This window comes from Undibacterium sp. TJN25, assembly GCF_049339885.1.
Taxonomy (GTDB): Bacteria; Pseudomonadota; Gammaproteobacteria; order Burkholderiales; family Burkholderiaceae_D; genus Undibacterium.
This window is the reverse complement of the sequence record NZ_JBMPPM010000014.1, coordinates 60409-85491: the sequence shown is the minus strand read 5'-3', so window position 1 is coordinate 85491 and position 25083 is coordinate 60409. Positions and strand designations below refer to the sequence as shown.

23 protein-coding genes are annotated in these 25083 nt (G+C 58.4%); 18 read left to right on the top strand and 5 right to left on the bottom strand.

The window, feature by feature from the left end; translation table 11 throughout:
- Positions 1 to 9: 9 nt before the first annotated feature.
- The 5 genes from bioB to ACO0LO_RS26105 all read left to right on the top strand — a co-directional run bounded on the left by bioB (position 10) and on the right by ACO0LO_RS26105 (position 5776).
- Entirely contained in the window at positions 10 to 1017 is a 1008-nt protein-coding gene (bioB, locus tag ACO0LO_RS26125) for a biotin synthase BioB (RefSeq protein ID WP_422968953.1), read from the top strand.
- 93 nt (positions 1018 to 1110) lie between these two features.
- The gene (locus tag ACO0LO_RS26120; protein ID WP_422968951.1) at positions 1111 to 3132 is read left to right on the top strand and encodes an acetyl/propionyl/methylcrotonyl-CoA carboxylase subunit alpha; all 2022 of its coding nucleotides are present in this window, start codon (positions 1111 to 1113) and stop codon (positions 3130 to 3132) included.
- Between the two features lie 34 nt (positions 3133 to 3166).
- On the top strand, positions 3167 to 4096 hold the full coding sequence (locus ACO0LO_RS26115; protein ID WP_422968950.1) for a 2-hydroxyacid dehydrogenase: 930 nt from the start codon (positions 3167 to 3169) through the stop codon (positions 4094 to 4096).
- A gap of 1 nt (position 4097) precedes the next feature.
- Positions 4098 to 5024: a hydroxymethylglutaryl-CoA lyase gene (locus tag ACO0LO_RS26110; RefSeq protein WP_422968948.1), complete on the top strand. Its 927-nt coding sequence runs from the start codon at positions 4098 to 4100 to the stop codon at positions 5022 to 5024.
- Between the two features lie 239 nt (positions 5025 to 5263).
- Positions 5264 to 5776, top strand: coding sequence for a DUF1269 domain-containing protein (locus tag ACO0LO_RS26105; RefSeq protein WP_422968946.1), 513 nt, complete (start codon positions 5264 to 5266; stop codon positions 5774 to 5776).
- A 526-nt stretch (positions 5777 to 6302) separates the two neighbouring features.
- Here ACO0LO_RS26105 and ACO0LO_RS26100 read toward each other — a convergent pair.
- From ACO0LO_RS26100 to ACO0LO_RS26090, 3 genes are all read right to left on the bottom strand, one after another.
- On the bottom strand, positions 6303 to 6941 hold the full coding sequence (locus ACO0LO_RS26100; protein WP_422968944.1) for a LysE family translocator: 639 nt from the start codon (positions 6939 to 6941) through the stop codon (positions 6303 to 6305).
- Between the two features lie 36 nt (positions 6942 to 6977).
- On the bottom strand, positions 6978 to 7490 hold the full coding sequence (locus tag ACO0LO_RS26095) for a GNAT family N-acetyltransferase (RefSeq protein WP_422968942.1): 513 nt from the start codon (positions 7488 to 7490) through the stop codon (positions 6978 to 6980).
- Positions 7491 to 7781: 291 nt separating this feature from the next.
- On the bottom strand, positions 7782 to 8417 hold the full coding sequence (locus tag ACO0LO_RS26090; protein ID WP_422968940.1) for a pyridoxamine 5'-phosphate oxidase family protein: 636 nt from the start codon (positions 8415 to 8417) through the stop codon (positions 7782 to 7784).
- A gap of 300 nt (positions 8418 to 8717) precedes the next feature.
- On the opposite strand from ACO0LO_RS26090, the gene ACO0LO_RS26085 reads away from it, so the two are divergent.
- Entirely contained in the window at positions 8718 to 9944 is a 1227-nt protein-coding gene (locus ACO0LO_RS26085; protein ID WP_422968938.1) for a tetratricopeptide repeat protein, read from the top strand.
- Between the two features lie 227 nt (positions 9945 to 10171).
- Positions 10172 to 10675, top strand: coding sequence for a hypothetical protein (locus tag ACO0LO_RS26080; protein ID WP_422968936.1), 504 nt, complete (start codon positions 10172 to 10174; stop codon positions 10673 to 10675).
- A gap of 18 nt (positions 10676 to 10693) precedes the next feature.
- Here ACO0LO_RS26080 and ACO0LO_RS26075 read toward each other — a convergent pair whose 3' ends face one another.
- Positions 10694 to 11449 carry a hypothetical protein gene (locus ACO0LO_RS26075; protein ID WP_422968934.1) on the bottom strand — a complete coding sequence of 252 codons (756 nt, stop codon included), beginning with the start codon at positions 11447 to 11449 and terminating at the stop codon, positions 10694 to 10696.
- A 414-nt stretch (positions 11450 to 11863) separates the two neighbouring features.
- On the opposite strand from ACO0LO_RS26075, the gene ACO0LO_RS26070 reads away from it, so the two are divergent.
- On the top strand, positions 11864 to 13492 hold the full coding sequence (locus ACO0LO_RS26070; protein WP_422968932.1) for a tetratricopeptide repeat-containing diguanylate cyclase: 1629 nt from the start codon (positions 11864 to 11866) through the stop codon (positions 13490 to 13492).
- 140 nt (positions 13493 to 13632) lie between these two features.
- Positions 13633 to 14277: a pyroglutamyl-peptidase I gene (pcp, locus tag ACO0LO_RS26065; RefSeq protein WP_422969017.1), complete on the top strand. Its 645-nt coding sequence runs from the start codon at positions 13633 to 13635 to the stop codon at positions 14275 to 14277.
- An 18-nt stretch (positions 14278 to 14295) separates the two neighbouring features.
- On the opposite strand, the gene ACO0LO_RS26060 is transcribed toward pcp, so the two are convergent.
- Positions 14296 to 15057, bottom strand: a complete 762-nt coding sequence (locus tag ACO0LO_RS26060; RefSeq protein ID WP_422968931.1) for a DeoR/GlpR family DNA-binding transcription regulator — start codon at positions 15055 to 15057, stop codon at positions 14296 to 14298.
- Between the two features lie 168 nt (positions 15058 to 15225).
- On the opposite strand from ACO0LO_RS26060, the gene glpD reads away from it, so the two are divergent.
- The 9 genes from glpD to ACO0LO_RS26015 all read left to right on the top strand — a co-directional run bounded on the left by glpD (position 15226) and on the right by ACO0LO_RS26015 (position 24929).
- On the top strand, positions 15226 to 16770 hold the full coding sequence (glpD, locus tag ACO0LO_RS26055) for a glycerol-3-phosphate dehydrogenase (protein WP_422968929.1): 1545 nt from the start codon (positions 15226 to 15228) through the stop codon (positions 16768 to 16770).
- A 96-nt stretch (positions 16771 to 16866) separates the two neighbouring features.
- On the top strand, positions 16867 to 17973 hold the full coding sequence (locus ACO0LO_RS26050) for an ABC transporter ATP-binding protein (RefSeq protein WP_422968927.1): 1107 nt from the start codon (positions 16867 to 16869) through the stop codon (positions 17971 to 17973).
- 2 nt (positions 17974 to 17975) lie between these two features.
- On the top strand, positions 17976 to 19064 hold the full coding sequence (locus tag ACO0LO_RS26045) for an ABC transporter ATP-binding protein (RefSeq protein WP_422968925.1): 1089 nt from the start codon (positions 17976 to 17978) through the stop codon (positions 19062 to 19064).
- Positions 19064 to 19933 (top strand): carbohydrate ABC transporter permease, encoded by an 870-nt coding sequence (locus tag ACO0LO_RS26040; protein WP_422968923.1) that lies wholly within the window; start codon positions 19064 to 19066, stop codon positions 19931 to 19933. The genes ACO0LO_RS26045 and ACO0LO_RS26040 overlap by 1 nt, the downstream gene beginning before the upstream one ends.
- Positions 19934 to 20016: 83 nt before the next feature.
- On the top strand, positions 20017 to 20751 hold the full coding sequence (locus tag ACO0LO_RS26035; protein WP_422969015.1) for a carbohydrate ABC transporter permease: 735 nt from the start codon (positions 20017 to 20019) through the stop codon (positions 20749 to 20751).
- Positions 20752 to 20753: 2 nt separating this feature from the next.
- Positions 20754 to 21047: a DUF2160 domain-containing protein gene (locus tag ACO0LO_RS26030; protein WP_422968921.1), complete on the top strand. Its 294-nt coding sequence runs from the start codon at positions 20754 to 20756 to the stop codon at positions 21045 to 21047.
- Between the two features lie 92 nt (positions 21048 to 21139).
- The gene (locus ACO0LO_RS26025; protein ID WP_422969013.1) at positions 21140 to 22870 is read left to right on the top strand and encodes an ABC transporter substrate-binding protein; all 1731 of its coding nucleotides are present in this window, start codon (positions 21140 to 21142) and stop codon (positions 22868 to 22870) included.
- A 271-nt stretch (positions 22871 to 23141) separates the two neighbouring features.
- Entirely contained in the window at positions 23142 to 24068 is a 927-nt protein-coding gene (locus ACO0LO_RS26020; RefSeq protein WP_422968920.1) for a DUF1700 domain-containing protein, read from the top strand.
- 72 nt (positions 24069 to 24140) lie between these two features.
- Positions 24141 to 24929, top strand: coding sequence for a head GIN domain-containing protein (locus ACO0LO_RS26015; RefSeq protein ID WP_422968918.1), 789 nt, complete (start codon positions 24141 to 24143; stop codon positions 24927 to 24929).
- The last annotated feature ends 154 nt before the right edge of the window (positions 24930 to 25083 follow it).

Below are 25083 nucleotides of genomic sequence, written 5' to 3'. Positions count from 1 at the left end.
AAGCCCACCATGTTACAAACCGTCTCTTTCCAAGCTCCCGTCAAAGCGATCCAGGCCGAAACCTGGCCGGTGGACGAAGTGCTGGCATTGTTTGACCTGCCGTTCAACGACCTGATGTTCAAGGCGCAGCAAGTCCACCGCACAAACTTTGATGCCGGCGACGTGGAGCTGGCGACGCTGTTGTCGATCAAGACCGGCGGCTGCGAAGAGGATTGCGGCTACTGCCCGCAGGCTGCGCGCTATGACACAGGCGTGGAAGCCAAGAAAATCCTCGGCATCGAAGAAGTGCTGGATGCGGCGCGCGCCGCCAAGGACAACGGCGCCACGCGTTTCTGCATGGGCGCCGCGTGGCGTTCGCCAAAAGACCGCGACATGGACAAGGTAGAGGAAATGGTGCGTGGGGTGAAGGCACTCGGCCTGGAAACCTGCGCCACGCTGGGCATGCTGAAAGAAGAACAGGCAGAACGCCTGAAAGATGCCGGCCTGGATTATTACAACCACAACCTGGACACGGCGCCTGAATTTTACAGCAATGTGATTTCCACCCGCGAATACCAGGACAGGCTGGACACATTGGGCCATGTACGCAATGCCGGTTTAAAAGTTTGCTGCGGCGGCATCGTCGGCATGGGCGAATCGCGTCGCCAGCGCGCCGGCCTGATTGCGCAACTGGCCAACTTGAATCCTTATCCGGAATCCGTGCCGGTAAATCATCTGGTGCAGGTCGAAGGCACGCCTTTGCATGGACTCGATCCGCTGGACCCGCTGGAATTCGTCCGCACCATCGCCGTAGCGCGCATCACGATGCCGAAAGCGCGCGTGCGCCTGTCCGCAGGCCGCCGCCAGATGGGTGAAGCGGTACAGGCCATGTGTTTCCTGGCGGGCGCCAATTCGATTTTCTACGGCGACAAATTGCTGACCACGGGCAACCCGGATGCCGAAGACGACCGCGTGCTGCTGGCTAAACTCGGCCTGAAAACGCGTGGCGTGACGGAAGCCGGCGGCTCCTGCAAGTAAGCAGAGGCCAAAAGAATAAAGCTGCAAATTAAAATAAACAGGATGTCGGCCAGGCCGGCATCCTGACAACAATTTTTGTGAGAGACAAAAGCCATGTTCAGCAAAATCCTGATCGCCAATCGTGGTGAAATTGCCTGCCGCGTAGCGGCTACAGCGCGCCGCCTCGGCATCAAGACCGTGGCCGTGTATTCAGAAGCGGACGCCGACGCCAAGCACGTTGCCGTCTGCGATGAAGCCGTTTTGATAGGCCCTGCGCCTGCCAAGGAAAGCTACCTGCGCGCAGACAAGATCATTGAGGTTGCGCTCGCCACCGGCGCGCAGGCCGTCCATCCCGGTTATGGCTTCCTGTCCGAGAACAGCGAGTTTGCCGACGCCTGTGCCAAGGCGGGCCTGGTCTTTATCGGCCCGCCGGCGTCGGCCATACGCGCGATGGGCAGCAAATCTGCAGCGAAGTCGCTGATGGAAAAAGCCAATGTGCCGCTGGTGCCCGGCTACCATGGCGACAACCAGGACGCCGATTTCCTGCAGGGCGAAGCGGACCGTATCGGTTATCCGGTGCTGTTGAAAGCCAGCGCAGGCGGCGGCGGCAAGGGCATGCGCGTCATAGAAAACAGCGCCGATTTCAAGGCGGCGCTGGCCTCATGCAAGCGCGAAGCGATTTCGTCTTTTGGCGACGACAAGGTGCTGGCGGAAAAATACCTGACCCGGCCGCGCCACATTGAAATTCAGGTATTTGCCGACACCCACGGCAATTGCGTCTACCTGTTCGAGCGCGATTGCTCGGTGCAGCGCCGTCACCAGAAAGTATTGGAAGAGGCGCCTGCGCCCGGCATGACAGCCGAACGCCGCGCTGCCATGGGCGACGCGGCAGTCGCTGCGGCGAAAGCGGTAGGCTATGTCGGCGCCGGCACCGTGGAGTTCATCGCCAACCAGGATGGCTCTTTCTATTTCATGGAAATGAATACCCGGTTGCAGGTGGAGCATCCGGTCACCGAAATGATCAGCGGCACCGACCTGGTGGAATGGCAGCTGCGTGTGGCTGCAGGCCAGCCGCTGCCGCTGCGGCAGGACCAGCTGCTTATCAACGGCCATGCGATTGAAGCCAGGATTTATGCGGAAAACCCGGAAAAAGGTTTTTTGCCGTCGATAGGCACGCTGCGCCACAACCGCACGCCACAGGCGGTGTCGTTTGAGTTGGGCGGCAGCCTGGACTTGCCTGCAGCGGTCCGCATAGACAGCGGCGTGCGCGAGGGCGACAGCATTTCACCGTTCTACGACCCGATGATCGCCAAGCTGATCGTCTGGGGCAAGGACAGGAACCAGGCGCTGGCGCGCATGGCGCAGGCGCTGGCGGAATACCAGATCGTTGGCCTGTCCACGAATATCGCTTTCCTGCAAAGGCTGATCTCCGGCAAGGCGTTTTCCAGTGCCGACCTGGATACCGGCCTGATAGAGCGCAACCATGCAGAGCTGTTTCCGCAGGCCGCAGCCGCGCCTTTGCCGGTACTGGCGCTGGCCGCAGTCGCCCAGCTGCAGTCCGAGCGGCAGCCGGGCGGCGATCCGTGGCAGTCCGGCCACGGCTGGCGCATGAACAGCACATTGCAACGCACGCTGCACTATGCGGAAGAGAGCCAGGCGTATGAGGTCGGCGTCGGCTATCTTGCAGAGGGCTGGAATGTCTCCGCCGCCGGCGCGCAAGCCCGCGTTACGCTGGTCGGCAACGACAGCCATGGCCCGAACGACCTGAGCCTGAAGCTGGGCGACCAGACCGTGCACGGCACCGTGGTGCAGTATGGCGCCAACGGCGAGAACGTACATGTGTTTACCGGCGGCGGCCACACCGTGCTGCACTATGCCGACCCGCTCGCGCATGCGGGTGAAGCCGAAGCAGAAAGCGGGCGTCTGACCGCGCCGATGCCGGGCAAGATCGTCGCGGTAATGGTCAGCGCGGGCCAGGAAGTGAAAAAGGGTGATGCGCTGATGATCATGGAGGCGATGAAGATGGAGCATACGATTTCAGCTCCCGTCGACGGCATCGTGGATGAAATCCTGTATGCCGTGGCGGACCAGGTCGCCGAGGGCGCGCAATTGCTGGCATTCAGGCAGCCGGAATAAGCAGGCCCGCAACCGGAATTCGCAAGGGATGAACGTGGACATCATTTTTCATGCAAGCGGCGGCGATGCAAAGCCGTGGCTGGAGGTACTGACGGCGGAAATGCCGCAGGCCAGGATCCGTGTCTGGCAGCCGGGCGATAAGGTGGCGGCCGATTACGCCATCGTCTGGAAACCACCGGCGGAAATGCTGCAGGACAGGTCTGGCCTGAAGGCGATCTTCAACCTCGGCGCCGGCGTTGATGCGATATTGCAGCTGGGCGATGCGCTGCCGGCCGGTGTGCCGGTTGTGCGGCTGGACGATGCCGGCATGGGCATGCAGATGGCGGAGTATGTCAGCCACGCAGTGCTGCGCTACTTCCGCCGCCTGGACAGTTACCACATGCAACGCGAACTGAAGCAGTGGCGCTTCCTGAAGCCGTATGTTAAATCCGAGTTCAGCGTCGGCATCCTGGGCCTGGGCGTGCTGGGCAGCCGCATCGCGGAGTCATTGCAGCATTTCGGCTTCCCGCTGCACGGATGGAGCCGCACGCAAAAGCAGGTGCCGGGCGTAACTTGCCACGCGGGCCAGGATGGTCTGGATGCTTTCCTGCGGGCGTCGCGCGTGCTGGTATGCATACTGCCGTTAACCCCCGATACCGCCGGCATCCTGAACAAGCATACCCTGTCCAAGCTGCCCTGGGGCGCCTACCTTGTCAACGTGGCGCGCGGTGCGCACCTGGTAGAAGAAGATTTGCTGGAGCTATTGCAGCAGGAGCATATCGCAGGCGCTACATTAGATGTGTTCAGCGAAGAACCCTTGCCCGCGACACATCCGTTCTGGCAGGAAAACCGTATTAGCATGACGCCGCATATTTCCGCGCTGACCCTGCGCGAAGACAGTGCGCGCCAGATCGCCGGCAAGATACTGGCGCTGCAACAAGGCCAGCCGCTTGCCGGTGTGGTCGACCGATCAAAAGGATACTGACATGAATAACCAGACTGCCACCGCCTTGCCCGCCCAGGTAAAGATCGTCGAGGTCGGTCCGCGCGACGGCTTGCAGAACGAAAAAGAAACCATCCCCGCTGATGTCAAGATTGCGCTGGTGGACATGCTGACCGGCGCCGGTTTTGCCAATATCGAGGCAGCTTCCTTCGTGTCGCCTAAATGGGTGCCGCAGATGGCGACTTCGGCCGAAGTGATGGCGGGTATCCAGCGCAAACCGGGCGTTGTGTATTCGGTGCTGACGCCGAACATGAAGGGTTTTGACGCTGCACTTGCTGCAGGCGCGGATGAGGTCGTGATCTTCGGTTCTGCATCGGAAGCGTTTTCACAGCGCAATATCAATTGTTCGATCGCAGAGTCGATAGAGCGTTTCCGCGAAGTCGCACAAGCGGCCAAGGCCCACAATATGAGGCTGCGGGGCAGCATCAGCTGTTCTTTCGGCTGCCCGTATCAGGGCAAAGTAGAGCCGGACAGCGTGGCCGACGTCGTGCAGCGGCTGCGCGACCTGGGTTGCGACGAGATTGATATCGCCGACACCATAGGCGTGGGCACGGCGCGGCATGTGCAGACTGTCATGCAAAGGGTGATACGCGAATTTCCGGTGGATCGCTTGTCCGGCCATTTCCACGATACCTACGGCCAGGCGCTGGCGAACATCTATGCCAGTCTGGAAGTGGGCATCTCCATTTATCATTCTTCTGTGGCGGGCCTGGGCGGCTGTCCGTATGCCAAGGGTGCGACCGGCAATGTTGCCACGGAAGACGTGCTGTTCATGATGCAAGGGCTGGGCATAGAAACCGGCATCAGCCTGGATGCCGTCGTCGATGCCGGCCAGTATATCTCCCAGCATCTGGGGCGCAAGGCCGTCAGCCGGGCGGGCAATGCTATCGTGGCTAAACGCTCCGCTTAGAAACTACGCCATTTCCTGCAGGCATCGCGCCTGCAAGACTGCCCACGTATCCTCACGCCAACGGTTGTTGTCATGTGCAGCAATCCGTTTGGGCGTTTTCATAGCGGCATCCTATCCATCCCCCCTTTGTGCGCATATCTCTGGATATCCGGCCAGAATTTGCTATAACGAAAGGACAAGATCGCACACGTGGCGTCGCCTCAGGTTGCGGCCTTCCCAGAAAGAAAGAGGAGATCACCATGAGACGCAGACTATATTTCATGCTGCCGGACGTACCGAGCGCACGCTCGATGCTGGATGAACTGCTGCTGGCGCGCATAGAAGAGCGATATATTCATTTCCACGCGCGTGAAGGAACGCTGCTGCCGGATATGCCGGAAGCCAATTTTCTGCAAAAAACCGACCTTGTGCATGGCGCGGAAGTCGGAATGGTGATCGGCGGATTGTCGGGTCTGGTGGCCGGCACCCTGCTGCTGCTGTTTCCTCCGGAAGGGCTGGAACTGAAAACCATCGCCGTGCTGATTGCCGGCTTCGGCGGCGCGTTGTTCGGCTCCTGGGCATCCGGCATGGCGGCAGCGGCAATCCCCAATTCGCGGCTGCGGCCTTTTGCCGAAGGCGTGGAGCAGGGGCAAGTGCTGCTGATCGTTGACCTGCCGTTGAAGCGGGCCAAAGAAATTGAAGAGATGGTTGCTAGGAGGCATCCGGAAATCAGGTTTGGAGGGGTAGAGGCCCACATACCGGCCTTCCCTTAAAATTTGCCTGATATCCTACTGCGCGGACGTGATCGGGGTGCATGCGCTACTCGGAATGCTCACGTACTTTAGTACGTTCCGCTTCCTGCGTTGCTATGTACCCCGCTGACGCCCGCTCGCGACGGATCTCAAACAAATTTCCTCACTTCGTTGTAAGTTCGCCGCAGCACAGGAATATCCTACTGCGCGGGCGTGATCGGGGCGCATGCGCTACTCGGAATGCTCACGTACTTTAGTACGTTCCGCTTCCTGCGTTGCTATGTACCCCGCTGACGCCCGCTCGCGACGGATCTCAAACAAATTTCCTCACTTCGTTGTAAGTTCGTCGCAGCACAGGAATATCCTACTGCGCGGACATGATCGGGGCTCATGCGCTACTCGGAATGCTCATGTACTTTAGTACGTTCCGCTTCCTGTGTTGCTATGCACCCCGCTGGTGCCCGCTCTGGTCTGCTCGTGACGGACCTCAAGCAAATTTCCTCGGTCCGTTGTAAGTTCGCCGCAGTACAGGCGCATGTTTGCATTGCTATTGCTTGCTCAGCGCCAGCTTTAGTCCAAACGACACGAAGATGCCGCCCATCAGGCGGTTCAGCCATTTGACGAAGCCGGTGCTGATCCTGATCTTGTGGCTGGCGGCGGCAGTGGAGATGGCGAGGAAGTGGCACCACAGCATGCCGTTGATGTTGAAGACCAGACCCAGCGCGATGAAGGCCAGGGGTTTGCTGGCAGCGTCGTGGTCGATGAACTGGGGAACAAAGGCCAGGAAGAACAGGGCGACCTTGGGATTCAATACATTGGTCATGAAGCCTTGCAGAAAAATCTGGCCGTGGCCCAGCCTTGCCAGCGGTTTTTCTTCGTTATTTACCTGCGCCGCTTTGGTTTTACTGAGCAGCAGTTGCACGCCGACATACAGCAGGTAGGCAGCGCCCGCTAGTTTGACCAGCATGAAAGCCGTGGCGGAGGTTGCCAGTATGGCCGACAGGCCGAGCGCCGCGGCCACGATATGCACCAGCGTTCCGGTTCCTATGCCAAGCGCAGCGCTGCTGCCGGCGCGCCAGCCTTGCGTGGCGCTGCGGGTCATGATCAGCAGCGAGTCGGGGCCAGGCATCATATTGAGCAGCAGGCCGGAAACGATGAACAGGACGAGGTCGTGGGTGCCGAACATGGGAATTCCAGGAAATATTGAATTGCAGTGCTGAATTTACAGGTCGCCGCCGGCCAGCAGGTAGTTTTCGTGACGTTCCGTGCCCAGCTCAAAGTTGCTGAAGCCTAGCAGTATCATGCCCTGCTTGCGGCAGAAATCCACCGCCGGGTTGTTCTGCGTGCTGATCGTCAGCCATAACGCCAGCTTGCCGTTGTCGTTGATGGAGCGCTTCAGGCATTCGGCAAACAGGTGCGTGCCTATGCGTCTGTGGGTGCAATGTTCCTGCACGTAGAAGGTGGTCAGCTCGGTCTGTATCATCGGCGCGTCCAGGCAGGTGGAGCGAAGGTTCAGAATCGCATAGGCGACCAGGAATTTTTCCTGGTAGACGACGAGGATGGTCTTGTCCTGGTCTTTGATCTGCCGCTTCAGGTTTTCTTCGCCGAGTTCGGAAAACACATAGCCGGCAATGCCGTTATTGATGCCCTGTTTTGCATGGGCGTGCAGCCACACCTGGATCGCTAATGCGCTAAGACTTCGGGCGTCTTCTATCGTGGCTCTGCGAATTATCATGGGCAAATATCAGCGTGGGTTGCGGCTCTGGTGCACGTTTTTAAGTATGGCTGGCAATCGTCAACGGAATATTTCTATCATAGCAAACTGTCTGCTTGCCATTGGACAATTTCTTTCTGCGCAATCTTATTGCCATGCGGCGGTCATATCCTGCACCTGCCTGCGGGTTTAAATTGCTAATATGGCAAACATTGTATCCTGATTTTCTTGCTCTACGCTATTTTGCATGTCGTCTGCCTTATTACCCTGCATTTCTGCTGCCATGCAGGAGATGCCGGCGCAGCATGGCATTCAATACAGCGTAGTCTTAAGCCGCTGAGGCAGTTCCTCATCATATTTCTTCCCGTCTATCTCTGCCTGTGTCAATGCCGCCAGAATGTCGCCCGCGTTCGGCAGGCTGCTCTTGTCTGGATGATTGGCGGGTTCCCACAAGCCGGCTCTCAACACCGCGCGCGAGCATTGGAAAAAAACGCTTTCAACATGGATGACCAGCACTGAGCGCGGCCTCTTGCCGTCCACTGCAAAAGCTTGCAGTACATCCGGGGCCACGCTGATCTGTGCGCGGCCGTTGATCCTCAGTGTTTCCCCCAGGCCGGGAATCAGCAACAGCAGCGCAACACGCGGATCGCCGACAATATTGCGCAGGCTGTCGATACGGTTGTTGCCTCTCCTGTCGGCGAGCAGCAGGGTTTTTTCATCTTCGATGTGGATAAAGCCTGCCGGGTCGCCCCTGGGCGATGCATCCAGTCCGTCCGGGCCATTGGTGGCAAGCACCGCAAAGGTGGATGCCCTGACCAGCGTCTGATAGTGCGGGTGCAGGTAGTCCACTTCCTTGCGCAACGATGCCGCTCCTACCGCACTGCTGCCGCCATAAACGGCGTCCAGCGCGGCAAGCGAGGTGATGTAGCTGTTGGCAGGATTGTGCATGGTAAAACCTTGTCCAGTCTCTTGCGTTGTTAGGGTTTATTGGCCGGAAGGGCATTTTTGGCGCAGCCAGGCCTGGACTTGGCGAGCACGTTGCTGCCTGCCCGCCGAGGTGACCATCGCCTGCTTGAGTAAATACGGGCGGTTTGCCAGCCTTGCAGGTCTTCTCGCACATTGCCAGGGGCCGCTGCCGCTATCATGCCATAGTGGCGCTGCCTTACGGATTGTCTGTATTACAGCTATTGGCGTATATTGGCGATACCGATGCCAGCCTAATCCTGAATTTATCCTGAAAGCCCCTACATGACCTTCAACATACGCAATCTTAAACTGATCGCACTGACGGCGGCTGCCAGCGCCGGTCTGGCCGCTGGCGGCGTTGCACAGGCAAGCATTGATACCGGCTCGGCTGCATCCGTGTTGACACCTGTGAAGCCGGATTCCACGGCTGCTTCAAAAAACTCTGCGGAATTCGACCAGGCCGTGATTGCCCTTAAAAGCATGCAGCTGGACCAGGCGGAAAAACTGTTCAAGCAGGCGGCACTGAAGCAGCCTAAATCACCTGCGCCGCTGATCGGCCTGGCTGAAATTGCGCGCGCCAGAAAAAATGACGCCGAGGTAGAGCGCCTGCTGCGCAAAGCAATCGATGTCGATCCCAAGAATGCGCAGACCCACCTGGTGATGGGATCGGCCTTTTATTCCAGAGGACGCTTGGGCGATACCGAAGCTGAATTTTTAAAGGCAGCTGAACTCGCGCCGAAATCAGTGGCGCCGCTGATGGCACTGGCCGATCTGTACCTGAATGTGATGAAAAGGCCCGATAAGGCGGCGGAATATTTCGGCAAGGTCATCCAGCTCAGTCCCGGGCAGGCGTCTGCGCATCTCGGCCTGGGCATGTCTGACGTGGCGCTCCATGATTTCGCTGCTGCAGAAACATCCCTGAACAAGGCGCGCAGCCTGGCGCCCTCCAGCCCGCTGCCGTTGATGGCGCTGGCGCAGCTGCAGGGAAACAGAAGCAAACCGAAGGAGGCTGTTGCGTTGCTGCAGCAGGCTGCCGACCTGGCGCCGACAATGGAAGACATTCCACTCAGGATGGGGATATTCTACCAGCAGCTAAAACAGTGGAATGACGCCTATGCGGCATACGAAAAAGCCTTGCGTCTCAATTCCAAGCTGGTCGTTGCCTATAACAACCTGGCCTGGATGGCGGCAGACCGCAAGGAACGCCTGGACGATGCGGAGCGCTGGGGCGCCAAGGCAGTGGAACTGGTCCCCAATGAGCCGTCGCTCAAAGATACTTATGCATGGGTCAAGCGTGCCAGGGGTGACAACAAGGCGGCGCTGGCCTTGCTGGAATCGATTACCGTGACCGGTAATCCACGGGCAGAGTTTTTCTATCATCTGGCCATTGTCAGGGAGGAACTGGGGCAAAAACCGCAGGCTGCCGCCGCCTATAAGCGCGCGCTGGAAATCAATCCGCAGTTCGGCCAGGCTGAGGATGCCAAGCAGCGGCTGGGCAAGCTGCAGTAGCTCCGGAGCAGCGCAGGCAATGTGGCTTTGTTGCAGGAATAACTTAAACAATTTGCATTAGATTGAATTTCAGGCACAATGATTGCATGCTGGTCTTGCCATGAATTTCAACATTGCGAGTATCCGATGAAGCCAAACGTGTGCGCAGACTTGTTCCATTTCCTGCCGGCCAGCTTAGAAGGGGCATACCTGCCCTGTGACCGCTGTCCTGTCATGGAGTGAGCGCGATGATGACCGTTCCCATCATTATCGATTTCGAGGCTTCCGGGTTTGGCGCCGGCAGCTACCCTATCGAAGTCGGATTTTCCGGCCGCCACGGCGAGGGTTGGTGCACGTTAATCCGGCCCGAGCAGGACTGGCAGCATTGGGACCGTGAGGCGGCCATGACTCACCATATCCCGCGCGAGATACTGGTCGAGCGTGGGCGCTCCGCAGCGTTCGTCGCCGAACAGCTCAACTTTTTCCTTAGCGGCAATACTGTGTATACCGATGGCTGGGCCCAGGATTATGTATGGATGGCCCGCCTGTTCGAAGCCGCACAGAGTGTGCCGAAGTTCAGACTGGAAGACCTGCGCCAGGTCATCACGCCCAGCCAGGAATCCAGCTGGCATGCGACCAAATCCCAGGTACTGAATGAATTGCGCGTCGCCCGGCACCGGGCCAGCAGCGATGCCCGCGTGCTGCAGCTGACCTGGTTGCGCACCTACGATGAAGAGCGCCTGCAGCATTGACGCTACGCAGGAAGCTGCTCAGATTTTCTTTTGGGGTACCAGCCGGGCAAGCGCCTGGTTGATTTTCTTCATTGCCGCCGCCGGCACATCCTTGCTGCAAACGATGTAGCGGTCCAGCCCCTGCGGCATACCTTTCAGGTCGATTTGCGTTGTGCCCTGCATGCTTCTTTCCTTGTCATGCAAAAACTCCCAATCCTCCCTGTCGATGAACATGAAGGACGCCCGGTTGGCGCTTATCATTTGAGCCATGACCATGGGTGACGTGGTGCTGCGCTCTATCCTGTTCTTGCTACGCTTGATCAGTGCATCCAGTTCCGGCCCATAAGAAACGCCGTCTACCACTCCCATGGTCAGGCTTTCATCCGTCAGCAGCGATGCCAGCGTCTTGTGCGCCGTCACAGGTGCGATGGCGGCGGGGCTTACCAGCAGGGTGTGCGGCGGGTCGGAATGGAATACGGCGCTGTACTGCACCAGGGATTCCCGCTCGGGAATGCGATACCAGCCGATGGAACAGTAATTTTTGCTGCCGATGGCGAAATTATTCCAGATGCGTTTAGCCGGCTCTTCGACAAAACGTGCCGGCAGGTGCGCCTCGCTGAATGCTTCTTTTGCCCTGTCCAGCAAGATACCTTTTTCTACGTTATTTTCTATGTATTGGTGCGGTGGTTTGTTGCGCCAGGCAACTGTCAACGTCTCTTCGGCCCGGCCGTCTGATGGGTCACAGGCAAGCGCTGCGGCCAGAAATAGGGGGACAATGTTTTTCAGCGGCAGCATGGGTTCCTGTCTATAGGAGGCTTGCTATTCGAGCCTAAAAATCATTATGCTGACGGAAGGGCGGGCTTGCAAGATTTCAATAAATTAATGAGATCGATCATGCAAGGCATGGCTTTTTTATGTGTTCTTTTTCATACATTTGCGCCGGATTCACTGGATGCACATATTTAGTGCGCGGAAATGGCCGTACGAATGCGGTTTCCCTGTATCAACAACCAACAAAAACAGATCAATTTATGCGGGAAAGTGCGTAATAAGAGTATGCTTTCAGTTGAAAAACGTCATTTCCTGTCATGATTGCGCATAAACGAATTTCAAAGCCCCAAGTGCCTGAATTTCGCTTGGCGCCTGCGGCAAAAAGCAGTGAGGGCGCAAATGAGTGAAGACCTTATGAAACAGATCGGAGCCCCGAATTTGTCAACTCAATTGGTAGAGAACCTTCAGCAGGAAACCGGCTTGCCGGCGTTGCTTGCCGGCATCGAGGCAACGATAGACAGCAGGCCGGATAAAACCATACAGATGCTGGAGCAGGCATTGCGCCTGACCGAGCCGGAAGGCGACGCGCGCCTGCTGGCCCAGCTGTATTGCAAGCTGGGCAATTGCAGGATCATTTTTCATGACCCCATGGGCATACGGGATTTTGAAGCTGCGCTGGAATATGCCGAGCAGAGCAAAAGCCAGGATATCAAGACGGATGTGCTGCATGGCCTGGCACGTACCTTTATCGCATTCGGGGACACCAACAGCGCGCTGGAATATTGCGAAAAGGCAATAGCGCTGGTGCGCCAATTGGGCGACCAGAACAAATATCCGCATATTTTGATCACGCTGGGCGTGGTTTTTGTATTTACGCAACAATATGAGCGCGGCATCGATATCTTCCGCGATGCTTCCCTGTTGTGCCAGGGTAATGCGGACAAGGGCGGCCAGGCCAGGGCGCTGAACAATCTGGCGGACAGCATCGTCAGCCACTACGAAGGCTTGTGCGAAGCCGGCAAGGTGCCGGATCCCGCCATGCTCGACAACGCGATCAATTTTGCGCGCCAGTCCTTGTTGTATGCGCATGAGTCGGGCATGGTGCGCATCCAACTGATGGCCAATGAAACACTGGCCCATGCACTGGAGGAGCGCGGACAATACGGCGAAGCCCTGCAGCAGCTGGAATTGTCGCTGAGCGAATTGTCCGGCCTCGGGTTCACCAAGGAAGAGCTGGACATCAAGGTCAGGATAGGCGCGCTGCTGATACGCATGAGCAGGATCGCGGAAGCGGTGGACTGTCTGCGCGATGCGCGGGCTGTCGCTCTGCATCTCGGCAATTATCCGCATCTGGCTGATTTGCTGAGGATGATGTCCTCAGCGCAGGAGAGCTTGCAGGATTTCAGCGCCGCATTGAACGTCTACAAGGAGTTCCACACCGTCACGCTGAAATCACGCGACCAGCGGGCCCAGATCAGCGCGCAGATATTTGCCGCGAAGATGGACCTGGAGCGCGTGCAGCAGGAAGCCGAGGCGCATAAATCCAGGGTCAACCAGCTGGAGGATTTCAACCGCACGCTGCGCGTGCAGGTGCATGAAGATATTCTGACCGGCCTGCCCAACCGCCGCGCGCTGGAAGACCAGATGGCGCAAAGGCTGACCGGGCGCACCGCGAACATTACATTTGCAATGGCCGATATCGATTTCTTCAAACAGGTCAACGACACCTATTCCCACCTTGTCGGCGACGATGTGCTGCGGCATGTCGGCGCACTGATACGCTCATGCCTGCGCTCCGGCGATATGGCGGCCCGTATCGGTGGCGAGGAATTTGCACTGGTGCTGGACCGCACCAAGGAAAGCCGCTCGGTAGAGGCTTGCAACCGCATCCGCAAGGCCATAGAAAACTACGATTGGAGCGTGATCGCCGCTGGCCTGAGTGTGACGATGAGTTTTGGTGTGACGCACATACAGACCGGCGATGACCTCAAGGGCATGATGACCAGGGCTGACAGCGCCTTGTACCGTGCCAAGCGCAATGGCCGCAACTGCGTTGAAAAAGCCTGAGGCTGCCGCACTCCGCCTTTCCTTATGCCATGAAATGAGCTGATACCTGCAAGCGCCGGACGGAACTGGTGTTTTGCAGGTATCATTTCTGCCATTCGCAGCGTAGCAGGAGCTGCATTCGTGGTGGAGCAGGCATGTCGATGAACATATTGGTAACGGGATTTGAACCCTTCGGCGGCGAGACCGTCAATCCGGCGCTGGAAGCGGCGCGCAGGCTGCACGGCTTGCAGCTAGGTGAACACCGGGTCACGGCGATGGAATTGCCCTGCGAGTTCGGCGCCAGCATCCGCCTGCTGGAAAAACAGCTGGCACAGCTGCAGCCCGCCATCGTGCTGTGCGTAGGGCAGGCCGGCGGCAGGACGAGCATAGACCTGGAGCGGGTGGCCATCAATGTCGACGATGCGCGCATACCGGACAATGCCGGCTTCCAGCCCATCGACGAACCGGTCATCGCAGGCGGCCCGGCTGCCTATTTTTCGGGTTTGCCGATCAAGGCAATTACTGCTGCGCTGGGCGCTGCCGGCATTCCTGCATCGGTCTCGCAGACGGCCGGCACCTATGTCTGCAACCATATTTTCTACGGGCTGTCGCACCTGGTTGCGACGCAATTTCCGCAGGTGCGCGGCGGCTTCGTGCACATACCGTATCTGCCGGAGCAGGCGGCCCGCCAGCCCGGTGCGGCCAGCATGTCGCTGGAGACCATCGTGGTCGGCCTGACGCTGGTGCTACAGACTACCGTTGAGGTTACCCGCGACATCAAGCGCCAGGGCGGACAGACGCACTAGACAGCAGGGCCGGGACCATCAGCCTGCCACTACGACCTTCACTTTTGCCTGTTGCAGCACCTGGGCAAACGCCGCCGGCGGCCTGGCGTCGGTAAACAGGCAATCCACCTGCGACAGGTGGGCCATCCTGACCAGCGCCTTGCGGCCGAATTTGTCCTGGTCCGCCACCAGCCATACTTCGCGCGACTGTTCAATAATGGTCTGCGCCACCTTGACTTCACGCGCGTCGAAATCGCGCAGGCTGCCGTCTTCGTCAATGCTGGAGATGCCGATGATGCCGATGTCCACCTTGAACTGGCGGATGAAATCAATCGTCGCCTCGCCCACGATGCCGCGGTCGCGCCCGCGCAATACGCCGCCGGCGACGATGACTTCGCATTTCGGGTTGTCGGCCAGGATGGCCGCAACGTTCAGGTTATTGGTCACCACGTGCAGGCCCTGGTGGTGTGTCAGCGCGCGCGCCACTTCCTCGGTGGTCGTGCCGATGTTGATCAGCAGTGAGCAACCGGCCGGCACCTGCCCCGCAACTGCGGCGGCAATGCGGCGCTTGGCATCGCTGTTGAGCACCTGGCGCTGGCTGTAGTCGATATTTTCCACCGACGAAGGCAGGCCGACGCCACCGTGATAGCGCGCCAGCAATCTGGCCTCTTCCATCAGCTTGACGTCGCGCCGCACGGTTTGCGGCGTCACTTCCAGTTGTAGCGCGAGTTCTTCTACCGAAATGGTCAGATGTTGCCGGACTGTATCCAGCAGTGATCGTTGGCGGGGATTGAGGATCATATTTTTCTGGAAAATCTCAGTTCTTTGATGAAACGAAAATAAACGAACAAATAATTACATAAAATTGTTGCTTATGCTTCGTATTTTGTCGTATCTTATAGAAATGCAATCTTAACCACAGTCGCGCGATAAGCAAAGGCCCGCGCGAAAAAATGCTAAGAGACGAAGATGGCACAGCGCAATATGACTTGTGACGTACTGGTGATCGGCGGCGGCATCAATGGCGCCGGCATTGCTCGCGACGCGGCGGGCAGGGGCTTGTCCGTTGTGCTGTGTGAAAAGGACGATCTTGCCTCGCACACGTCGTCGGCATCGACCAAGCTGATCCATGGCGGCCTGCGCTACCTGGAGTATTACGAATTCAATCTGGTGCGCAAGGCGCTGATAGAGCGCGAGGTGCTGCTGCGTTCTGCGCCGCACATCATGTGGCCGCTACGCTTTGTCATGCCACATGCGAAGGGCCAGCGTCCGGCCTGGATGATACGGGCCGGCCTGTTCATGTATGACCATCTCGCACATCGCGATCTGCTGCCGGGGTCTCGCGGCATCAACCTGAAAACGCATGCCGCGGGCAAACCGCTGAAACCCGAATTTGCGCGTGGCTTTGAATATTCCGACGGCTGGGTCAATGACGCCAGGCTGGTTGTGCTGAATGCAGTAGACGCTGCTGAAAAAGGTGCTGTCATCCTGACCCGCACGCTATGCGAAAAAGCCATACGGAAGGACGGTCGCTGGCAAGCGGCGTTGCGCACTGCCGGCGGCGAACAACTGCAAGTCAGCGCGCGCTGCATGGTCAACGCTACCGGTCCCTGGGCTGCGCATTTCCTGCAGACAGCAACGCCGCAGACGAGCGGCAAGACGCTGCGGCTGATCAAGGGCAGCCACATCATTGTCAAGCGTCTGTTCGATCATCCGTACGCGTACATTTTTCAGCATCCCGATGGCCGCATCGTCTTCGCGATTCCGTATGAAGAAGATTTCACGCTGATAGGCACCACCGATATCGACTACCACGGCGATATCGACCGGGTTGCGATAGACAGCGATGAAATTGCCTACCTGTGCCAACTGAGCAGCCAGTACTTTGAAAAAGAGATTACTCCTTCCGAGGTCGTATGGTCGTATTCCGGCGTGCGCCCGCTGGTGGAGGATGAGGCGGCGGATGCCGCGGCCGTCACGCGCGACTACCGTTTCGAGCTGGACGCACAGGATGCGCCGCTGTTGACCGTCTTCGGCGGCAAGATCACCACCTTTCGCAAACTGGCGGAGGAGGCGGTGGACCTGATTGCCCCGGCCCTGTCCAACCGGCATGGTACGTGGACGGCCAAAGCCTGCCTGCCGGGCGGCGATATCCATGGCCCGCGGCCGCAAAACCGGTCGGTGCGGGAGTTTGACAAATTTGTGCAAAATTTACAACAAAAGTATGCCTGGCTGCCCCCTGCACTGATGGCACGGTATGCGAGGGCCTACGGCACCAGAGCCAGGGCCATGCTGGACGGCAGGCGGGTTTTGGCCGACATGGGCGAAGAACTCGCTCCAGGCCTGTTTGCCGTGGAAGTGAATTACCTGATCCATCGCGAGTGGGCAACGTGCGCCGCCGACATCCTGTGGCGGCGTTCCAAGCTGGGCCTGCACTTGCCGCCGAATACGGCGGAAAAACTGGATGCCTGGTTGGCCGGGCAACAGGAAAACACCTTGCTGGCGCGAGCGTAGCAGGAAAGCAGCATGCAGGGCAGGGCAAGTAGGTAAAGAATAAAGAGCAGGTAATCGGCGTCCGTAGAGACCCGAAAAAAAACGGAGGAAGACAGAGTGCAACTTGCATTGGACAAGGTCAGCAAGAAGCTTGGCGCTGAAGATCACATGTATCCGCTGTCGCTGCAGCTGATGCCGGGCACCATCAATGTGTTACTGGGCACGACGCAGGCCGGCAAGACCACGCTGATGCGCCTGATGGCCGGCCTGGACAAGCCTAGCGCGGGCAAGGTGCTGGTGGATGGCAGGGATGTCACCGGCGTCTCCGTGCGCCACCGGGACCTGGCGATGGTATACCAGCAGTTCATCAACTATCCTGCATTTACCGTTTTCGACAATATCGCTTCGCCGCTACGCCTGCGCAAGCTGCCAGAGCAGCAAGTACGCGCGCGCGTGGCCGACATGGCGGAACGTCTGCACATCACACCCTATCTGGACCGCCTACCGGCGGAATTGTCCGGCGGCCAGCAGCAGCGCACCGCACTGGCGCGCGCGCTGATCAAGGATGCCGACCTGCTGCTGCTGGACGAGCCGCTGGTGAACCTGGACTACAAGCTGCGCGAAGAGCTGCGCAAGGAATTGACAGAACTGTTTTCAGAAGGCAAGACAACCGTCGTATATGCAACCACCGAACCGCTGGAAGCCTTGCAGCTGGGCGGCCACACTGTCGTGCTGCATGAGGGCAGGATGCTGCAGCAGGGCGCGACGCTGGACGTATTCAATGCGCCCAATTCCATACAGGCGGCGCGTACTTTCAGCGACCCGCCCATCAACCTGGTCCACGCTGCCATCGACGCCCAGGGACAGGCGCAACTGGGCGAGGGCGTTGCTATCCCGCTCAACCCTGAGCAACGCCGGCGTGCTGCTCCGCATGGCGACGTCGTGCTGGGGCTTCGCGCGCACAGCCTGCGGCTGTCACCGTCGTCGACGGACGATGTGGCGATAGAAGCCATTGTAGACCTGGCGGAAATCAGCGGGTCCGAAACCTATATCCACAGCCATCGCGGCACACACATCGCTCTCGTGGCGCAGCTGGGCGGCGTGCATGACCTGCCGCTGGGCAGCGTATGCCACATGTATTGCCGCCCTGACGACCTGTTCATCTTCAGCCGGGATGGGGCGCTGCTGTTTGCTCCGGTACACAATCTGCGGGCGGGGGCATAGGCATGGCAAGAATAGAATTAGCCGATCTGGCGCATGCCTACAAGCCGAACCCCACGCAGCCGTCGGACTATGCATTGCGGCCGATGAGCAAAACCTGGGACGACGGCGGTGCTTATGCCTTGCTGGGTCCCTCCGGCTGCGGCAAGACTACGCTGCTGAATATCATTTCCGGCCTGGTTCGGCCTTCGCACGGCCGCGTGCTGTTTGACGGCAAGGATGTGACCGACCTGCCTACCGAGGCGCGCAATATCGCCCAGGTATTCCAGTTCCCCGTCATCTACGACACGATGACGGTCTACGACAACCTGGCTTTCCCCTTGCGTAACCGCGGCTGGAAAGAGGCGGAAACCCGCAAGCGCGTACAGCAGGTGGCCGAGATGCTGGAGCTGTCCGCCGATCTGAAACACAGGGCCAGCGGCCTGGCGGTGGATGCCAAGCAGAAGATTTCTCTGGGCCGCGGCCTGGTGCGGCCGGATGTAGCGGCCGTGCTGTTTGATGAACCGCTGACCGTGATCGATCCGCACCTGAAATGGCTGTTGCGGCGCAAGCTGAAAGAAATCCATCATGAACTGAAACTGTCGCTGATCTATGTGACGCATGACCAGGTGGAGGCGCTCACGTTTGCCGACCAGGTCGTCGTGATGACGCAGGGCGAAGTGGTGCAGACCGGCAGCGCGCAGGCGCTGTTTGAAGCGCCGGAGCATACTTTTGTCGGTTATTTCATCGGCAATCCCGGCATGAACCTGCTGCCGTGCACGCTGAAAGACGGCCGACTGATGCTGGGAGACCTTCCCTTTTCCATTCCTGCCGCAGCGGCTGGGCAGATAGCCGCGGACGGCGCCAACATCACGCTGGGCATACGGCCCGAATTCGTTGAAACCTGCGATGCGCAGCAGGCAGACGCGTTGCGTGCCACAGTCACTTCGGTGAAGAACATGGGGACGCATTTCCTGGCCGACTTCCGGCTGGGACAATATGCCGTGGCCGCCAAGCTGGCCACTGCCGGTGATCTAGCACCCGGCGGTGCCGCATACCTGCGCTTCCCTCAGCAAAGAACGCTGTTTTACGTCAACGATAAGCGGGTGGCCTGATGAAAACCTATAACAACCGCGCGTGGTTCCTGATCCTGCCGGTCATCATCTGCGTCGCGTTTTCCGCCATCATGCCGCTGATGACGATAGTCAATTATTCGGTGCAGGACATCATCAGCCCGACGCAGAAGGTATTCGTCGGCATGGAGTGGTTCAAGAGCGTCATGCGCGACGGTGACCTGCACGAAGCGCTGTGGCGACAGATGATATTTTCGCTGTCGGTACTGGCGATAGAGTTGCCGCTGGGGATACTGGTTGCGCTGGCAATGCCGGCCGGCGGCTGGAAAGCCTCGTTGTCGCTGGTGCTGCTGGCGCTGCCGCTGCTGATTCCATGGAACGTGGTCGGCACGATCTGGCAGATCTTCGGCCGCAGCGACATCGGCCTGCTCGGCTATGCGGTAAACAGCATCGGCATCAGCTATAACTACACCGGCAGTTCCATTGACGCCTGGGTGACCGTGCTGGTGATGGATATCTGGCACTGGACGCCGCTGGTGGTGCTGCTGTGCTATGCGGGTTTGCGCTCCATTCCGGATGCGTATTATCAGGCCGCCAGGATAGACGGCGCATCGCGCTTTGCGGTGTTCCGTTTCATCCAGCTGCCCAAGATGCGCAATGTACTGATGATCGCGGTGCTGCTGCGCTTCATGGACAGCTTCATGATCTATACCGAACCCTTCGTGCTGACCGGCGGCGGCCCCGGCAATGCCACGACCTTCCTGTCGCAATACCTGACGCAAAAGGCGGTGGGCCAGTTCGACCTCGGCCCGGCGGCGGCTTTTTCGCTGATTTACTTCCTCATCATCCTGCTGTTCTGCTTCGTGCTGTACACGTGGATGCAAAGGGTAGGCACAGGAGACCAGAAATGATGCCATCCTCTTCCCGGCGTAAAACCCTTTCCGGCCTTGGGCTGGCCGCATACCTGCTGCTGTCGTTGCTGCCCATCTACTGGATGCTGAACATGTCGCTGAAGACCAACGAAGAAATCGTCGGTGCGCTGAGCCTGTGGCCGACGCACCTGACCTTCGCCAACTTCAAGGTAATCTTTACCGACTCTTCCTGGTATAGCGGCTACATCAACTCCAGCATTTATGTGGTCATGAACATGGCGATGTCGGTCACGGTGGCGCTGCCGGCCGCCTATGCGTTCTCGCGCTATTCCTTCCTCGGCGACAAGCACCTGTTCTTCTGGCTGCTCACCAACCGCATGACGCCGCCGGCGGTGTTCCTGCTGCCGTTCTTCCAGCTGTATTCATCGGTGGGGCTGATGGATACGCATATCGCCGTGGCGCTGGCGCATATGGTGTTCAATGTGCCGCTGGCGGTGTGGATACTGGAGGGTTTCATGTCCGGCGTGCCCCGGGAAATCGATGAAACAGCGTATATCGACGGCTACAGCTTTCCGCGTTTCTTCATCAAGATATTCCTGCCGCTGATCAAGTCCGGTATTGGTGTGACGGCCTTCTTCTGCTTCATGTTCAGCTGGGTGGAGCTGCTGCTCGCGCGCACGCTGACATCGGTGGATGCCAAGCCGATTACCGCCATCATGACGCGCACCGTGTCCGCAGCCGGCATGGACTGGGGGGTACTGGCGGCCGCCGGCGTGCTGACCATTGTGCCGGGCGCGCTGGTGATCTGGTTTGTGCGGCACTACATTGCCAAGGGGTTTGCGATGGGAAGGGTATAGCCATGGAAAGTGTGCAAAATGCGTTTGCGTGGATGACATGGACGCTGCCTGTCGCCATCTTCTTCATCTGTATCGTGCTGATGCTGGCAGGCATGACGGTATGGCAGATCAGGTCGCCGTCGGTGGAGCGCAAGGGTTTGCTGCCGATTCCGACGACCCGCGGCGACCGCCTGTTCATCGGCCTGCTGGGGGCGGCTTATTTCAATCTCGCGTGGGCGGGACTGACGGATATCCATCAGGGCTTTGCTGCTGGAGTTGCTTTTGTGTTGTTGTTGATCGTGATGCGGTGGGGCTGACAGCAGACCATGGCATCAGCACGCGGTGAGCATCCTTCCTCCGCCGCGTGTCACGCATTCGGAAGGCAATAATAGTGCAATTAGGAGACATGATGAGACTACAACTGACAGCGCTTGCTGCCGCGGCGGCAATGCTCGCCTCGGGCGCGTCCTGGGCTGACACGAAAGCAGCGGAAAAATGGGTGAACAGCGAATTTCAGCCGTCGACACTGGACAAGAAGCAGCAGCTCGCAGAAATGCAATGGTTTATCGACGCAGCCGACAAGCTGAAGAAAAAGGGCATCAAGGAAATCAATGTGGTGTCCGAGACGCTGGATACGCACGTCTACGAATCCAAGACGCTGGCCAAGGCTTTCACCGAAATTACCGGCATCAAGGTCAACCACGAGGTGATACAGGAGGGCGACCTGGTCGAGAAGATGCAGACTTCGCTGCAATCCGGCAAATCCATTTATGACGGCTGGGTCAATGATTCCGACCTGATCGGCACGCACTACCGCTACGGCCAGACCGTGGTGCTGACCGACTACATGAATGGCGTCGGCAAGGATTATACGAATCCCGGCCTGGACCTGAAGGATTTCATCGGCACCAGTTTCACGACCGCGCCGGACGGCAAGCTGTACCAGTTGCCCGACCAGCAGTTCGCCAACCTATACTGGTTCCGTGCCGACTGGTTCGCCCGCAAGGATATCCAGGCCAAGTTCAAGGCCAAATACGGCTATGACCTGGGCGTGCCGCAAAACTGGTCCGCCTATGAGGACATCGCCGAATTCTTCACCAATGACGTGAAAGAACTGGACGGCAAGAAAATATACGGCCACATGGACTATGGCAAAAAGGACCCTTCGCTGGGCTGGCGCTTTACCGATGCATGGCTGTCGATGGCCGGCGCTGCCGACAAGGGAATTCCCAACGGCCTGCCTGTCGATGAATGGGGCATCCGTGTTGCCGCGGACAAATGCACGCCGGTAGGCGCTTCCATGTCGCGTGGCGGTGCAACCAATTCCCCGGCCGCAGTCTATGCGTTGACCAAATACATAGAATGGCTGAAAAAATATGCACCGCCCACAGCCACCGGCATGACCTTTGGCGAAGCCGGACCGGTTCCCGGGCAAGGGCAGATTGCGCAGCAGATCTTCTGGTACAGCGCATTTACCGCCGGCGCCACCAAGGTCGGCCTGCCGGCCGTCAACGCCGACGGCAAGCCGAAATGGCGCATGGCGCCTTCGCCGCACGGCCCTTACTGGAAAGACGGCATGCAAAATGGTTACCAGGACGTCGGCTCCTGGACTTTCCTGAAAAGCACGCCGGTGGACCGCATGTCGGCCGCCTGGCTGTACGGCCAGTTCGTGACGTCGAAAACGGTGTCGCTGAAAAAATCCATCGTCGGCCTGACCTTCATCCGCGATTCGGACATCCGCAGCGATTACTTCACCAAGCACGCGGATGAATACGGCGGCCTGATCGAGTTCTACCGCAGCCCAGCCCGCGTTGCGTGGACCCCGACCGGCACCAACGTACCGGATTATCCGAAGATGGCGCAGTTGTGGTGGAAAAATGTTGCCATCGCGGTAACAGGTGAAAAAACGCCACAGGCTGCCATGGATAACCTGGCGGAAGAAATGGACCAGATCATGGGCCGGCTGGAGCGTGCGGGCATGAAAAATTGCGCGCCCAAGCTGAATCCTAAAACTGACGCCAGCAAATACCTGTCCGACACTGGCGCGCCGTGGAAGAAGCTGGCCAACGAAAAACCGAAAGGTGAGACCATTCCTTACGATAAGCTCTTGCAAGCCTGGAAGGAAGGCAAAGTAAGGTAAAGCACAGCAAGTCTTATTGGTCACGTATCTTCAGCGCGGCTCCGGCCGCGCTTTATTTTTAGCCTGCAGATATCGCTAAGATACAAAAAACATTTCTTTGACGACAATAAATTCTGCCAATGGCCGTTTGCCAGCCTGCAATCTGTACCGCGTTTATGTCATCCAGTCCCCCAAAATTGCCAACTGTCGCATAGCGTTTTGCCTATCTGCCGCCTGGGTTTAGAGTTCAGTTATGCGATTGCGTTAGAAACGTACACCAGGGAGAAGAAAAATGGACAAAACAGAATATATGAATGCGCTGAGGCAGGCGCTGGAAGGTTTGCCCGCTGAAGTGATAGAAGAAACCATGTGGGGCTATGAGCGCAAGTTCATCGATGCCATGGTAGCGGGCCGCAGCGAAGAAGAAATCGCCGCCAGCCTGCCCAGGCCCAGCTTGGTGGCGGCACAGAAAAAAACCAGTGTCCGCTATGAGGAAGTAAAAAGGGATTTTAGTCTGGGAAATGTTGCCAGCCTGTTCATTTCATTGATCGGCCTGCTGGTATTCAACCTGTTCATGCTCATCCCGGCGACCGTTTATTTCTGCCTGCTGTTTGCGACCTATGTGTGTGCGTTGGCATTCTACGGCGTTGGCATAGGTATTACTGCCGCCAGCTTGTCCGGCGTGCCGCAATTTAATTTCGACATCCCCGTGCACGGCCGGGTCGTCGTGGCCGGTTCGGACGTACAAATGCGCCGCCACCAGCACGCTGGCAACGTCCGTGTGGACATCAGCCCGGCCGGCATTATTGTCGATGACGACAGCGATGCCGACGATATCGTGGACGATGCCGATAACAGCCGCAGCACGACGGTGACGATCGTTTCCACACCGGCGGCGTCAAAAACCGCAGTCGTCGCTGCACCGGCGGCATCTGCACCAGCTGCGCCAGCTGCCGCATCCATTGGCGGATCAGCCGTCGCGCCGGCCATCGCGTCTGCCGGTAGTGCTGCGGATGAATCCAAGGTGCGCGTCAACGTCGGCAACCACGTCAAGCACCATCATATCTGGGAAGGATTGGGTCTGCTGTTCGGCGGCATCCTGCTGTTCCTGTTCGCCCTGTTCATGACGCGCTATACGTTTATCGGCTTTAAGAATTACCTGCAGTGGAATATATCGCTGCTCAAACTGCCGGCCGCAGCCAGGGCCAGCGCTGCATAGTGGCTAATATTAGAGTGTCTAATACCAGAGTGGCAGCACAATAGATTGATCATCAGTTTCAAAGGAGAATATATGAAAACCCTCATCAGGATAGGCGCGGGCATGCTGATCTTGGCGGCAGTCTTGATTGCGATTACCAGCACGTTCATGAGCGCGCATGCAGCCACCACGGGTGACGGCGTGCAGGAAAACCGCAGCATCCAGGCCGGCGTCGTCAACATTGTCATGAACGGGCCTATCGACCTGACATTGCGGCAGGCCGCTACGCCGGATATCCAGGTACGCGGTGAAGCAGCCATGGCGGCGCGCGTGACCACACGGGTGGAAGGCAATACGCTGTATATAGGCACCAAGGGTGTTTTCATGGTGCTGCGCCAGCCGCTGAGGGTGGAACTTGCCTTGCCCGGTTTTGAAAAATTGCAGATGCTGGGCAGCGGCGACGGCAACGTCAGCGGCTTTCGCGGCAACCGTGCCGAGTTTTCGATGCGCGGCTCGGGCAATCTGAATTTCGACGGCGACTACCAGCAGGTAGTAGTTAACATGAGCGGTAGCGGCGACCTGAAATTAGGCCTGGCCAGCAGCGATACGGTCGACGTCAGCATCATGGGCTCCGGCCAGGCATGGCTGAAAGGCCAGGCGAAGTCCCTGACGGTGAAGCTGACCGGCTCCGGCGACCTGGATGCTTCGGCACTCAAAGCCGGCCAGGTGGTGGTTCAGTCCATGGGCTCCGCCGATGCCAAGATCTATGCGTCGCAGGATGCCAGGGTCAGTACGTTTGGCAGTGGCGATATCCGCGTGTACGGCAACCCGGGCAAACGTAGCGCCGAGCATAGGGGTTCGGGCGACATCAGCTGGCAGTAGCCGGCACGGAAGCAAGCTAAAAAAACTGGCAATAAGGCAGCCGGCAGCAGAGACATCATCTTTGCTGCCGGTTTTTTCATTTTTTGCCTTATTTCCCGTGTCTCGCTTTCGCCACTAAAACTATGCGTTTCAACTGAAAAATGTTATCGCTACC